Source organism: Eilatimonas milleporae, from assembly GCF_003688555.1.
GTDB classification, from domain to species: domain Bacteria; phylum Pseudomonadota; class Alphaproteobacteria; order Sphingomonadales; family Kordiimonadaceae; genus Eilatimonas; species Eilatimonas milleporae.
On sequence record NZ_REFR01000017.1, the window covers coordinates 66,835 to 78,947 of the forward strand.

Sequence of the window (12,113 nt, forward strand, 5' to 3'; positions counted from 1 at the left end):
GACTGCTGAAAAACAGATGCCAACCGTCGATACACACTGTCCGCAACGATTCGGCCATGGCCGGATTTCCGATAATCCGGGCCTTGCCGCTTGTCCCGCGCGGGCCATCTGGCGTACATGGACACAATGATTTCTTCTGATACCCTCCCAGCCAACGCGTCCCGCCATGAGATGCTGTACCGGACATTGCGGAAAGCGCTTGAAGGCAATCTTTACAAAATCGGCGAAATGATGCCGACGGAAACCTGTCTGTGCACCGAGCACCAGGTCAGCCGCTATGCCGTGCGGGAAGCGTTGAAGCGCCTCGAGGACGAAGGCTTCATCCGCCGCCGTCGCGGGTCCGGGACCCGTGTCATTTCCAACAAGCGCAAAAATCCGGTTTTTCGCCATGCCATCGGATCCCGCAGCGAACTGGAACTGTTTGCCCGTGGCACCCGCATTGAATTCGATGAGGGCACACTGCTGGAAACCGACGGCAAGCTGGCCCGTCTTCTGGGGTGTGACGAATTGCGGCGCTGGTACTGTTTCAAGGGTATCCGGTACGATCACGATACGCCTTTCGGGATCACCACCATGTATCTCGATGCCAACCGCGTGGGTCAGCCCGGCGCCGAAGACTTCGGTCATGAACCGGTCTATCGCTGGATGGAGCGGCACGCCGGCCTGAGACTGAGCGGCGTATCCCAGGATGTAACGGCCGTGGCCCTGACCAAAGACCAGGCGGACCTTTTCGGGGAGGCCGCCGGCACGCCGGCCCTGCAGATCATCCGGCGTTATTTTGACGAACAGAATATGGTTTTCGAGATTGCGGTGACCGTCCACCGGACGAATTTCGTGCACAACATGCGTATCCGGCACGACCCCTGATCGCGCCAGGGCGCAAACCACCGGCACACATCCGGCACGCATGTGGGGCGGCCCGCGCGGACCATCGCAGAGCCGGATCTTCAGATATTTTCGCGCCGGCCGGCGATCTCCTCGGTATTGGCGCCGAGGGCGGGGGCGGGATGTTGCGGCAGGCGCCGGCCGTTGAGCCGTATGGGATTGGCCAGCACGGTCATATCTCCGGCCACGGGGTGGACGAGCCGTTCGACCATAGCGGTTTCCGATACCAGAAAATCGCTGGTCAGCGCCTGTTGCAGGTCATAGAAGGGGGCCACGGGCACCTTGCCCTGCAACCGTTCGACCCATACATCCGTGGGGTGCCGGGCAAAATCGGCATCCAGCAATTCGGTCAGCGCCTCCCGGTTCGACAGCCGCTCCGACGGACTGGCGAAGCGCGGATCCTCGGCCAGATCGGCGCGCCCGAGCTCCGCCAGCAGCATCTGCCAGAAGCCCTCGTGCATGCAGCCCACATAAACCCAGCCGTCGGCCGTTTTATAAAGCTGGCACGGAACGGTGGACGGGTGGGCGGAACGGGGCTGCCGGTCGGTGACAATCCCCTCATTGAGAAACCATGTCCCCTGATAGGCCAGCTGGTGCGTCGCCGCGTCGAAAAGCGATACGTCCACATCCATGCCCTTACCGCTGTGTTCGGCGGCCCGGATGGCACTGACAACGGCAAAGGCCATCATCATGCCGGTCATATAGTCCACCATCGACAATCCGACCCGTGTCGGCGGTGTGCCCGGCTCGCCCGTCAGCGCCATGAAACCGGTTTCCGCCTGCATCAGAAAATCATAGCCCGGCCAGCCGGCACGGCGGTTGTCCCGTCCGTATGCCGATATGTGACCGCACACAATGGCGGGATTGATATTCGACAGGGCGGCATAATCCAGTCCCAGCTTGGCCGGCAGGGTCCCGCGCATATTGTTCATGACCGCGTGCGCGTTTGTGACCAGATTTTCGAAAGTCTGCCGGTCAGCCGGGTTTTTGATATCCAGGCAGATACTCTTTTTATTGAGGTTGAAGGTCTGAAAATACAGGCTGTCGCCGGGGCCCAGCGTGTCCGGGCCGGTCTTGCGGGCATAATCTCCGCCCGTTGCCTCCGTCTCCACCTTCAGCACTTCTGCGCCCATGGCCGCCATGAACATGGTGGCATAGGGGCCGGCGCCGAACTGTTCGAAACTGATGATCCGTAAACCGTCCAGGGGCAGAGACGTCATTGGCGTATTCTCCTGTCGCAATCTTCAGCGGCCGGCGGCAGCGGCCGGTATGAGCGGGTACCGGCCGTATGCCTGCCGGGGTCGATTTCGCGGGTCTGTCTTCGGTGTCCGGAAAAACATGAAATATATATCAAAATTATTCGAACTTTTCAATGAATACACTGTCCCGCGCGGGATTTCCGCGAGCATAAGGGCGGTGTCCCTGCGCTCAGACCGTCGCGTAAAAATCCCGCAGCAGATCGGCGAAGGCCTGCTTTAACGGCCGCCCCGCGATGACATGCGCAGCCCCTTCCATGACATGGCCGCGCGCATTGGGCAGTGCGTCCTCGATCGGTTTCGTGGTGCGCGGCCCGGTGACCTGATCCAGCGGCGCGTGCAGGATCAGCGACGGTGTCTGAACCGTGCGCAGTGCGTCCATGACGTCGTGCCGTACACTGGCCTCGATAAAGCGGGCATGGGCGTCCACGCGCCCGTTCAGATGATGCCACACCCCGCTTTCGCCAAGCAGGCGGTCGATATTCTTGGCATAATAGCCCGGTTCGAATGACAGCAGCGAAACCGTCTTTTGAAAGGCGAGAAAGCCCATTTCCCTGTGGACGGTCAGGAAAAGCTCCAGCTGATCCTTCAGGAAACGGTCCATCGTCGCCCAGCTGCCCGTGTTGACCATGGACCGGGCCAGATCCGGCCGGGTGATGGAGATAATCTGGGTCACGCAGGCGCCGATGCCGACCATGCCCAGCAGGTGAACGTTTTTCAGGCCCAGATGGTCCAGAATGGCGCAGACATCGCGGGCATACAGATCCATGGTCGCGTCCAGGGTGGGGTCGTCGGTCGATTCGCCGATACCGCGATAATCCATGATGATCACCTGATGGCGGTCCAGAAGCCCCCAGGGCAGGTGATGATGCTCGCCGTGGCAGAAGCTGCCCCACCCGCCCAGACAGACGACCGGGTCCCCCTGACCGTGGACTTCATAATAAATTTGTGCGTTTCCGCGTTGCAGCACCGGCATGATGGCCCTCCCGAAAGACGATCGCTCTGAGATTCTTTCCACAAATTAATTCGAACTTTTCAGAAAGCAACTGCTTTATATCTTTGACGTGATCCGGTGGCGGTGATATTTATTCGAATAAATATTCATCGTTTCGCTGCGGGATTCCTTATCCGATGCCCACCGACCGCGACACGGCTGCGTTTCGTCCCAGACGGTCGCTGCTTTTTGTACCGGCCAGCCGGCCCGACCGCTTTGAAAAAGCGGCCCGCTCCGGTGCGGACATGGTGTGCATCGATCTGGAAGATGCCGTGCCGCCGTCCGGAAAGGCCGGTGCCCGCGATGCTGTTGGCGCCTATCTGTCAGGACGGTCACAGGCCGAAGGGGAGGCGGAGACGGGTGTACGCCTGAACGGTGTGCATACGCTGGACGGCTGCCGGGATGTGCTGGCCCTGGCCCCGGTTCTTGCGCAGGCCGATTTCGTCATGGTGCCGAAGGTGTCCTGCCGCCACGATCTGGATCTCATAGTGGATTGGCTGGGGGCCGGTATCGGACTTGTCCCTGTGATTGAAAGCGCGCGCGGGCTTGAAAACGCCGCCGATATCCTCCGGCACCCCAACTGTATCGCCGGTCTGTTCGGCGGTGCCGATTACAGCGCCGATGTGGGCGTGACGCTGGACTGGGACCCGTTGATGTTTGCAAGGGCGCGGCTTGCCAATGCGGCGGCCGGTGCCGGTGTTTTGATGATCGATGTGCCGTATCTGGATATCGCGGACGAGGCCGGGCTGGCTGCGGAAACGCGCCGTGTCCGGGCGCTTGGCCTGCATGCCCGCGCGGCCATACACCCCAAGCAGATTGCGGCCATTCACGATGCTTTCCGGCCCGACACCGAGGAGGTCGCGCAGGCCCGCAGGGTGGTGGCGGCTTTTGAAAGCGGCGATGGCGGGGCCGCCCTTCTTGACGGCAAACTGATCGAGAGGCCCGTGATCCTCGCGGCCCGGCGCACACTGGTTCTGGCTGACGCGACCTGAGTCAGCCCAAGGGGGAGATCAAGCGACATGGTGCAGAACTGGAAGGATGTGGGACCGCAGCGTTACCGCGAAACCTTTGGCCGTTATTTCGAGGATTTCACCGTCGGCGACATTTACGAACACCGTCCGGGGAAAACCGTGACCGAGTATGACAACCACCTGTTTACCCTGTTGTCCCTCAACACGCACCCCATGCATTTTGACGCCGAATTCGCCAAGGAGTCCGAGTTCAAACAGAATCTCGTCGTCTCCCCCTATACCCTTGCCCTGTTGATCGGCATGTCGGTCACCGATGTCAGCCAGAAGGCCATTGCCAATCTGGGTATGGACGAAGTCAGATTTACCGCTCCGGTTTTTGCCGGCGATACGCTGTACGCCGAAAGCGAGGTTCTGGCGAAGCGGGAGAGCAAATCGCGCCCCGGACAGGGGGTCGTCACCATCCGCACGGTTGGCAGGAACCAAAAGGATGAAACCGTCTGTACCTTTCTGCGTAACATGCTGATCCCGGCGCGCGGCCAGGCGGTTGAAGACAAAAATCCGCGATACTGATTCCATTTCGGTCCAACAGGTGAAAGGTCACGGCGATGACACAGGATGATGCAGGTCTGTCGGATTTCGAGGAAACCGCAATTCTCGACCAGATCGAAAAATGGCTGGAACGGGATGTCCGTCCCCATGTGATGCGCCTGGAGCATGCGGACGAATACCCCCATGCCATGGTCGAACAGATGAAGGAATTCGGGCTGTTCGGCGCGACCATCTCGCCGGACTATGGCGGGCTGGGCCTTTCGGCGACCACATATTCCCGTATCGTCACGAAGATTGCCGAATGCTGGATGTCCCTGTCCGGTATTTTCAATTCGCACCTGATGATGGCCACCATCGTCGAGAAGTTCGGCACAGATTTCCAGAAGGACTACTGGCTGCCCAAATTCGTCACCGGCGAAGTGCGCGGCGGTCTCGGTCTGACGGAACCGGACGCCGGCACCGACCTTCAGGGTATCCGGACCGTGGCGCGCCGCGAGGGCGACGATTATGTCATCAACGGCAGCAAAACCTGGATTTCCAACGGCATTGAAGGCGGTGCCGTGGCCCTTCTGGTCAAAACCGACCCGTCGGCAAGCCCCGCGCGGGCCGGCATGTCCATGTTCATCGCGCCGAAGGCGGACCCGGACACCGGCGGGCCACACTCCGGTTTCGAGACAGGCAGGAAGCTGGAAAAGCTGGGCTATAAGGGGATCGATTCGGCCGAGCTCATCTTTCAGGACTACCGGCTCGATGCCAAACGCCACCTGGTGGGCGGCGAGGAAGGCAAGGGGTTTTACATGGCCGTGGGCGGGCTTGAACTGGGGCGTATCAATATCGCCGCCCGCTCCGTCGGCATCGCCCAGCGCGCCCTGTCCGAAAGCGTGGCCTACGCCAGGGAACGCAAGACCTTCGGCAAGCCCATCGCCGAACATCAGGCCATACAGCTCAAACTGGGGGAAATGGCGGCCCGCACCCGCGCGGCCAAGCTGCTGACGGAGGACGCGGCCCGCGCCTATGATGCCGGCGAACGGTGCGACATGGAAGCGGGCATGGCGAAATATTTCGCCTCGGAAACGGCGGTGGAAAATGCTCTGGAGGCCATGCGCATTCACGGTGGATACGGCTATTCCAAGGAATATCACATCGAACGCCTGTACAGGGACGCACCGCTGATGTGCATCGGCGAGGGCACCAATGAAATGCAGCGCATCATCATCGCCAAACAGCTTGTCGCGCGCAGCCAGGCATAGGGGTTTTCCGTCATGAAGCTGGAAGGCGTGAAAGTCCTCGATATGTCGAGCTTTTTACCGGGACCGCACCTGACCATGATGATGGCCGACCACGGCGCCGACGTCATCATGGTGGAAGTTGCCAACGGCACGGGCGAGCCGGCCCGCGCCATCGGTGACAGAGCCGCCGACGGAACCACCGTATGGTTCCGCAACATCGCGCGCGGCAAGCGGGCGGTCGCCCTCAATCTTAAAGAGACGGACGACCATGCCCGTTTCATGGCGCTGGCGGCGGACGCCGACGTTCTGGTCGAAGCCTTTCGCCCCGGTGTGACGGCACGGCTGGGCGTGGATTATGATGCGGTGCGCGCGGTCAATCCGGGCATCGTCTATTGTTCCATTTCCGCCTTTGGCCAGTCCGGTCCGCTCCGCGACCGGCCGGCCCATGACATCGCCATACAGGCGCTGGCCGGAACGGTCGACCTGAACCGCGGACTGACGGACGGCAAACCGGCCATGCCCAACATACCGGCGGCCGACATGGCGGCGTCCCTTATGGCCCTGTCCGGGATACTGATGGCACTTTACCGGCGCACGGAGACGGGTCGGGGCGATTATCTGGACATGTCCATGTATGATGCCGTGTTAAGCTGGACGGCCAATGTCACCGGCCCGGTCTTCGCCCACGACCGCGCGCCGCAGCCTGAAATCATGCGGTCTTTCGGCGGCGCGGCGATGTACAGCATCTACGAAACCTCGGATGGAAAATTCCTGGTCCTTGGCGGCTCCGAACCCAAATTCGCCCGCACTCTGCTGCAGGCGTTGGACAGGGAGGATCTGCTGCCTTTGGCCGGCAGGGAACCGGGACCGGAACAGGACCCGCTTAAGGAGTTTTTCCGCGAAACCTTCGGCGCCTGTCCGCTGGCGGACTGGATCCGCTTTCTGTCCCCGCTCGACATATGCTGGGCGCCCGTGCAGTCCCTGAAGGACGCCTTTGCCGCCCCCCACACACTGGCCCGTGCCATGCGGCTGGACGATGCGGACGGCAACCCGCACATCGGCGTGCCGATCCGTTTCGCGGAAGAACCGGCCAGGCCCGGTTTCGATCTGCCCCCTTACCGCGAAACCGATGCCGGACCGATGCCCAGGTTCGGCAAAAGGTCCGCGTCCTGAAACCCGTGCCGGCGGCCGGAACGCCCTACCCGCGCGAATAGATGATGATGGACAGATAAACCGCGGGCAGGCGGTCCAGCGTTTCCGGGCCGTGCGCGGCGGCGGAATCGAACAGCAGCGCGTCGCCTTCTTTCATCGCATAAACGGTATCGCCGTGCCGGTAGCCGACGGACCCGCTCAGCATATAAATGAATTCCATGCCCTCATGCTGGAACCCGGCATAGGGTGTCGCATCCTCGGCCAGTGTGATCAGATAGGGCTCCACCGCGGTGTCCCCGGACAGGGTGGCGCCCAGCACCTGATACTGGTGACCCACCCTGGTACCGCGCCGGTCGATTTTCACGCCTTCGCCCGCCGGCACAAAGGAACAGTCCCGCCGTTCGTCAAATTCTGTAAACAGCCGGCTGATCGGCACTTTGAGGCCGCGCGCCAGCTTTTCAAGTGTGGCGAGGGACGGGCTGATTTGTCCGTTTTCGACCTTGCTCAGCATGGCGACGGATACGCCGGCGACCGCGGCCAGTTCCCCCACCGTCAGATGAAGCTGTTTCCGTAGCTTGCGCACCGTGGTGCCGATGGCTTGCTCTATCGCCGGCGCGGAGCGGCTTTCCGGGGCGTTGGACGATGTCCGGTAGACGCTGTCCCGGTCAACCGTCGCCTGTTTTGTCTTGCGGTTCATGACGGGGTTTTCCTGCTCTCTTTAAACGCTTCTACATCGCCTCAGGCGTTGGCGCAAATTTCTTATTAAGAAAAAAATTATCTTCTGGATTGACATTTTTCGATGATATCGATTAACTCGCATATGTCGGGGAGGGTAGATGCATGTGCGGAATTGTCGGACTTTTCGCCAAAACACCGAAATATGAAGGCCGGCTCGGCACCCTTCTGGCCGGCATGCTGGAAACCATGAGCGAACGCGGACCCGACAGTGCCGGGTTCGCCGTCTATTCCGGCGGGGATGACGGCATGCTCAAGCTGACCGTGCGCCCGGCGGATGCCGAACCGCTGCCGGCCTTTGCCGAGACATACGCCCCCAGGCGCTGTGGCAGCCACGCGGTTCTGACGGTGCCTTTGGACGAAAGCGAAACGGTGATCGCCGCGCTGAATGAGGCCGGAGCCGCCGTCGTCGGCATCGGCAAACGGATGGAACTGTATAAGGGTATCGGCTTGCCCGCCGCCGTGGCCGAGGAATTCGACCTGTCCCGGATGACGGGAACGCACGGGCTGGGACATACCCGGATGGCAACGGAATCCGCCGTGACGACCGACGGCGCCCATCCTTTCAATACGGGTCCGGATTTATGCCTTGTCCATAACGGGTCGCTGTCCAACCACGCTTCCCTGCGCCGGCGCCTCCGGTCCGAGGGGATTGCCTTCCAGACGGATAATGATTCGGAAGTGGCGGCCGGTTATCTCACCTGGTGCCTGAACCGGGGTATGAGCCTGAAACAGGCCCTGGATCGGGCGCTTGAAGATCTGGACGGCTTTTTCACCTTTGTGGTCGGAACGGAAAGCGGGTTCGGCGTACTGCGTGACGCCATCGCCTGCAAACCGGCGGTCATGGCCGAGACCGGGGATTTGATCGCCTTCGGTTCGGAATACCGCGCCCTGGCCGGGCTGCCCGGTATCGACACGGCACGGGTGTGGGAGCCGGAACCGGCAACCGTTTATTTTTGGGAGCGGGCCGCATGATCGAGTTTGATCTCGCCCGGCAGACCACACGGGACCTGAACGCGGCCCTGCATGCATGGCCCTCCCGGTCGGACGGCGACGATAAAACGGTGCGGATTGTCAATCCTGGTGGCAGGCATGCCCTTGCGGTCGGTCTGAACGCCCCTGTCGATGTGGAGATCATCGGCCCTGTCGGCTATTACTGCGCCGGCATGAACCAGCACGCCAGCGTTACTGTCGCCGGGTCCGCCGGGGTCGGTATCGCCGAAAACATGATGTCCGGCCGTGTCCATGTGAAAGGCGATGTCAGCCAGTCCGCCGGCGCCACCGCCCATGGCGGTACGCTGATCGTGGACGGCAACGCGTCGGCCCGTTGCGGCATCTCCATGAAAGGCGTCGATATTATCGTCAAGGGCTCGGTTGGTCCCATGTCCGCTTTCATGGCGCAGGCCGGCAATCTGGTCGTCCTTGGCGACGCGGGCGAGGCGCTGGGCGATTCCCTTTACGAGGCACAGATTTTTGTGCGCGGCACGGTGAAGAGCCTGGGCGCCGACTGTGGACGGAAACCCCTGACCGGCGAGGCCCTTGCCGCCCTGCGGCGGCTTCTGGACGCGGCGGATGTGGATGCGGACCCAGGCGATTTCAACCGCTATGGCTCCGCCCGGCGGCTTTATAATTTCCATACCGACAATGCGGGGGCCTATTGATGGCGGATACAGAGCATCCCGGTACCCTCCCGCGTCATTCGGCGACTTTCGACCTCCACACCCTGTCGGAAATCCGCCGTGCCGCCGCCACCGGCATTTACGATATTCGCGGCGGCGGCGCGAAACGCCGTATTCCCTGTTTCGACGATCTGGTTTTTCTCGGTGCGTCCGTCTCCCGCTATCCGCTGGAGGGATACCGCGAAACCTGCGCGACGGATGTGGTGCTGGGCACACGCTTCGCCAAAAAGCCCTTGCATCTGAAAACCCCCATCACCATCGCAGGGATGAGTTTCGGGTCCCTGTCCGCCCCCGCCAAGGAGGCGTTGGGGCGCGGTGCGTCCATTGCCGGCACGTCCACCACGACCGGCGACGGCGGTATGACACCGGAAGAACGGCACCATTCGACGCTTCTGGTCTATCAGTATCTGCCGTCGCGCTACGGGATGAATCCGGATGATCTGCGTAAGGCCGACGCCATCGAGATCGTCGTCGGCCAGGGGGCCAAGCCGGGCGGCGGTGGCATGCTGCTGGGGCAGAAAATCTCGGACAGGGTGGCCGAAATGCGCACTCTGCCGAAAGGGATCGACCAGCGTTCGGCCTGCCGTCATCCCGATTGGACCGGTCCGGACGATCTTGAAATCAAGATCGAGGAACTGCGCGAAATCACCGACTGGGAAAAGCCTGTCTATGTAAAAGTGGGGGCGACGCGGCCCTATTATGACGTGACGCTGGCGGTCAAGGCCGGCGCGGACGTCATTGTCCTGGATGGCATGCAGGGCGGCACCGCCGCGACACAGGACGTGTTTATCGAACATGTGGGCATTCCCACCCTGGCCGCCATCCGCCCTGCCGTCCGCGCCCTGGAAGACCTGGGCATGCACCGTCAGGTGCAGCTTATCGTCTCCGGCGGGATCCGCAGCGGCGCCGATGTGGCCAAGGCGCTCGCCCTCGGGGCGGACGCCGTGTCCCTCGGCACGGCGGCTCTGGTCGCCATAGGTGACAATGACCCGAAGTGGGAGGCCGAGTATCAGGCGCTCGGCACCACTGCCGGGGCGTATGACGACTGGCAGGACGGGCGTGATCCCGCCGGTATCAGCACACAGGACCCGGCGCTGGCCGCGCGGCTGGACCCGATCGCGGCCGGGCGCCGGCTGGCCAATTATCTCTCCGTTCTGACGATGGAAACCCAGACCATCGCGCGGGCCTGCGGCAAAAGCCATGTGCGCAATCTGGAACCCGAAGATCTCGCCGCGCTGACCGTGGAAGCCGCCGCCATGGCCGGGATACCGCTGGCCGGTACCGACTGGATACCCGGACGATCCGACGGCTGAGGGAAATAATAAGGGGGAGGACACATGGCAACGCCGCTTAAGGACATGGCCGAAGAAAAGGGCATCAAATATTTCCTGATCTCTTTCACCGACCTGTTCGGGGTGCAACGGTCCAAGCTGGTGCCGGCCGCCGCCGTGGATGGCATGACCGCAACCGGTGCCGGCTTCGCGGGCTTTGCCGCCTGGCTTGACCTCAGTCCGGCCGATACGGACATGTTCGCCGTGCCCGATACCGGTACCATCATCCCGCTGCCCTGGAAACCGGAGGTGGCCTGGATGCCGGCGGATCCGGTCATGTCCGGCAGGCCCCTGTCCCATGCACCACGCAATGTGCTGAAACGCATGATCGCCGCTGCCGCGGATATGGGCTTTGATTTCAAGACCGGCGTGGAATGCGAATATTTTTTGCTGGATGCCTCCGGCAACGCCCTGTCCGATCCGCACGATACCCAGTCCAAGCCCTGCTATGACCAGCAGGCTTTGCTCAGGCGCTATGACGTCATTGCGGAAATCGGCGATGCCATGCAGACCCTCGGATGGCGCCCGTATCAAAGCGATCATGAAGATGCCAACGGCCAGTTTGAAATGAATTGGGAATATGACCATGCGCTGATCACGGCGGACCGGCACGCCTTTTTCAAATTCATGGTCAGGTCCATCGCCGAAAAACACGGCCTGCGCGCGACCTTCATGCCCAAACCCTTCGCGCATCTGACCGGCAACGGCTGTCATGTGCATGCCTCGCTCTGGTCCGGAAAGGATGGGACCAATTTGTTCGAGGACGCGGGCGGCGACCTGGGCCTGTCGCGTCTGGCCTATCATTTCATCGGCGGCCTTATGCGGTCCGCCCGCGGCCTGACGGCACTGAGCAATCCGGCGGTGAACAGTTACAAACGGATCAACGCGCCCCATACGGCGTCCGGTGCGACATGGTCCCCCAACACCATCAGTTACAGCGGCAACAACCGCACCCATATGATCCGCATTCCCGACCCCGGTCGGATCGAGTTGCGGCTCGGCGACGGGGCGGCCAATCCCTATCTTCTGCCCGCGGGGATGCTGGCGGCCGGTCTTGACGGTATTGCCAATGAACGGGACCCCGGCACGCGGCTGGACATCAATATGTACGAAGTGGATGACCGGTCGGAATACGCCGACAGGAAACTGCCGATGAACCTGCTCGACGCCCTCCGGGCTTTGAAGGACTGCCCCGTCCTGACGGCAGCATTCGGCCCGGATTTCATTGCCGCTTACGACAAGCTGAAAATGACGGAATGGAACGCCTACGCCCGTCATCTGACGGATTGGGAGCGGCAAAATACCCTGGACTGTTAAGGAGCCGGGCCCTGT

General features: G+C 61.8%; 12 protein-coding genes. 9 read left to right on the forward strand and 3 right to left on the reverse strand.

What is annotated here, in order from left to right; genetic code table 11:
• The first annotated feature begins 126 nt into the window (after positions 1 to 126).
• Positions 127 to 867, forward strand: a complete 741-nt coding sequence (locus tag BXY39_RS18705) for a GntR family transcriptional regulator (protein WP_170163965.1) — start codon at positions 127 to 129, stop codon at positions 865 to 867.
• A gap of 80 nt (positions 868 to 947) precedes the next feature.
• Here BXY39_RS18705 and BXY39_RS18710 read toward each other — a convergent pair whose 3' ends face one another.
• Entirely contained in the window at positions 948 to 2,105 is a 1,158-nt protein-coding gene (locus tag BXY39_RS18710) for a CaiB/BaiF CoA transferase family protein (RefSeq protein ID WP_121940435.1), read from the reverse strand.
• Between the two features lie 208 nt (positions 2,106 to 2,313).
• A complete protein-coding gene (locus tag BXY39_RS18715; RefSeq protein WP_121940436.1) occupies positions 2,314 to 3,117 on the reverse strand; it encodes an alpha/beta fold hydrolase in 804 nt (267 codons plus the stop codon).
• A 155-nt stretch (positions 3,118 to 3,272) separates the two neighbouring features.
• Here BXY39_RS18715 and BXY39_RS18720 point away from each other — a divergent pair, with 155 nt between their 5' ends.
• From BXY39_RS18720 to BXY39_RS18735, 4 genes are read left to right on the forward strand one after another with little or no spacing between them, the layout of a single operon-like run.
• Entirely contained in the window at positions 3,273 to 4,127 is an 855-nt protein-coding gene (locus BXY39_RS18720; RefSeq protein ID WP_121940437.1) for an HpcH/HpaI aldolase/citrate lyase family protein, read from the forward strand.
• Between the two features lie 27 nt (positions 4,128 to 4,154).
• Complete coding sequence (locus tag BXY39_RS18725) at positions 4,155 to 4,676, forward strand: MaoC family dehydratase (protein ID WP_121940438.1); 522 nt, start codon at positions 4,155 to 4,157, stop codon at positions 4,674 to 4,676.
• Positions 4,677 to 4,711: 35 nt separating this feature from the next.
• Positions 4,712 to 5,905 (forward strand): acyl-CoA dehydrogenase family protein, encoded by a 1,194-nt coding sequence (locus tag BXY39_RS18730; protein ID WP_121940439.1) that lies wholly within the window; start codon positions 4,712 to 4,714, stop codon positions 5,903 to 5,905.
• 12 nt (positions 5,906 to 5,917) lie between these two features.
• Positions 5,918 to 7,057, forward strand: a complete 1,140-nt coding sequence (locus tag BXY39_RS18735; RefSeq protein WP_121940440.1) for a CaiB/BaiF CoA transferase family protein — start codon at positions 5,918 to 5,920, stop codon at positions 7,055 to 7,057.
• A gap of 25 nt (positions 7,058 to 7,082) precedes the next feature.
• Here BXY39_RS18735 and BXY39_RS18740 read toward each other — a convergent pair whose 3' ends face one another.
• Positions 7,083 to 7,733 carry a helix-turn-helix domain-containing protein gene (locus BXY39_RS18740; RefSeq protein WP_121940441.1) on the reverse strand — a complete coding sequence of 217 codons (651 nt, stop codon included), beginning with the start codon at positions 7,731 to 7,733 and terminating at the stop codon, positions 7,083 to 7,085.
• A gap of 143 nt (positions 7,734 to 7,876) precedes the next feature.
• Between BXY39_RS18740 and BXY39_RS18745 the strand changes: the two genes are divergently transcribed.
• From BXY39_RS18745 to glnT, 4 genes are read left to right on the forward strand one after another with little or no spacing between them, the layout of a single operon-like run.
• The gene (locus tag BXY39_RS18745) at positions 7,877 to 8,746 is read left to right on the forward strand and encodes a class II glutamine amidotransferase (RefSeq protein WP_121940442.1); all 870 of its coding nucleotides are present in this window, start codon (positions 7,877 to 7,879) and stop codon (positions 8,744 to 8,746) included.
• Positions 8,743 to 9,432, forward strand: a complete 690-nt coding sequence (locus BXY39_RS18750; RefSeq protein WP_121940443.1) for a protein glxC — start codon at positions 8,743 to 8,745, stop codon at positions 9,430 to 9,432. Before BXY39_RS18745 ends, BXY39_RS18750 begins: the two co-directional genes overlap by 4 nt.
• Positions 9,432 to 10,763 carry an FMN-binding glutamate synthase family protein gene (locus BXY39_RS18755; protein WP_121940444.1) on the forward strand — a complete coding sequence of 444 codons (1,332 nt, stop codon included), beginning with the start codon at positions 9,432 to 9,434 and terminating at the stop codon, positions 10,761 to 10,763. Before BXY39_RS18750 ends, BXY39_RS18755 begins: the two co-directional genes overlap by 1 nt.
• A 24-nt stretch (positions 10,764 to 10,787) precedes the next feature.
• A complete protein-coding gene (gene glnT / locus BXY39_RS18760; RefSeq protein ID WP_121940445.1) occupies positions 10,788 to 12,098 on the forward strand; it encodes a type III glutamate--ammonia ligase in 1,311 nt (436 codons plus the stop codon).
• The last annotated feature ends 15 nt before the right edge of the window (positions 12,099 to 12,113 follow it).

What these genes read in the sequence shown, in the direction of transcription:
- BXY39_RS18705 (WP_170163965.1), top strand. Translation starts at nt 127, where the DNA reads ATGATTTCTTCTGATACCCTCCCAGCCAACGCGTCCCGCCATGAGATG.
- BXY39_RS18710 (WP_121940435.1), bottom strand. Translation starts at nt 2,105, where the DNA reads ATGACGTCTCTGCCCCTGGACGGTTTACGGATCATCAGTTTCGAACAG.
- BXY39_RS18715 (WP_121940436.1), bottom strand. Translation starts at nt 3,117, where the DNA reads ATGCCGGTGCTGCAACGCGGAAACGCACAAATTTATTATGAAGTCCAC.
- BXY39_RS18720 (WP_121940437.1), top strand. Translation starts at nt 3,273, where the DNA reads ATGCCCACCGACCGCGACACGGCTGCGTTTCGTCCCAGACGGTCGCTG.
- BXY39_RS18725 (WP_121940438.1), top strand. Translation starts at nt 4,155, where the DNA reads ATGGTGCAGAACTGGAAGGATGTGGGACCGCAGCGTTACCGCGAAACC.
- BXY39_RS18730 (WP_121940439.1), top strand. Translation starts at nt 4,712, where the DNA reads ATGACACAGGATGATGCAGGTCTGTCGGATTTCGAGGAAACCGCAATT.
- BXY39_RS18735 (WP_121940440.1), top strand. Translation starts at nt 5,918, where the DNA reads ATGAAGCTGGAAGGCGTGAAAGTCCTCGATATGTCGAGCTTTTTACCG.
- BXY39_RS18740 (WP_121940441.1), bottom strand. Translation starts at nt 7,733, where the DNA reads ATGAACCGCAAGACAAAACAGGCGACGGTTGACCGGGACAGCGTCTAC.
- BXY39_RS18745 (WP_121940442.1), top strand. Translation starts at nt 7,877, where the DNA reads ATGTGCGGAATTGTCGGACTTTTCGCCAAAACACCGAAATATGAAGGC.
- BXY39_RS18750 (WP_121940443.1), top strand. Translation starts at nt 8,743, where the DNA reads ATGATCGAGTTTGATCTCGCCCGGCAGACCACACGGGACCTGAACGCG.
- BXY39_RS18755 (WP_121940444.1), top strand. Translation starts at nt 9,432, where the DNA reads ATGGCGGATACAGAGCATCCCGGTACCCTCCCGCGTCATTCGGCGACT.
- glnT (WP_121940445.1), top strand. Translation starts at nt 10,788, where the DNA reads ATGGCAACGCCGCTTAAGGACATGGCCGAAGAAAAGGGCATCAAATAT.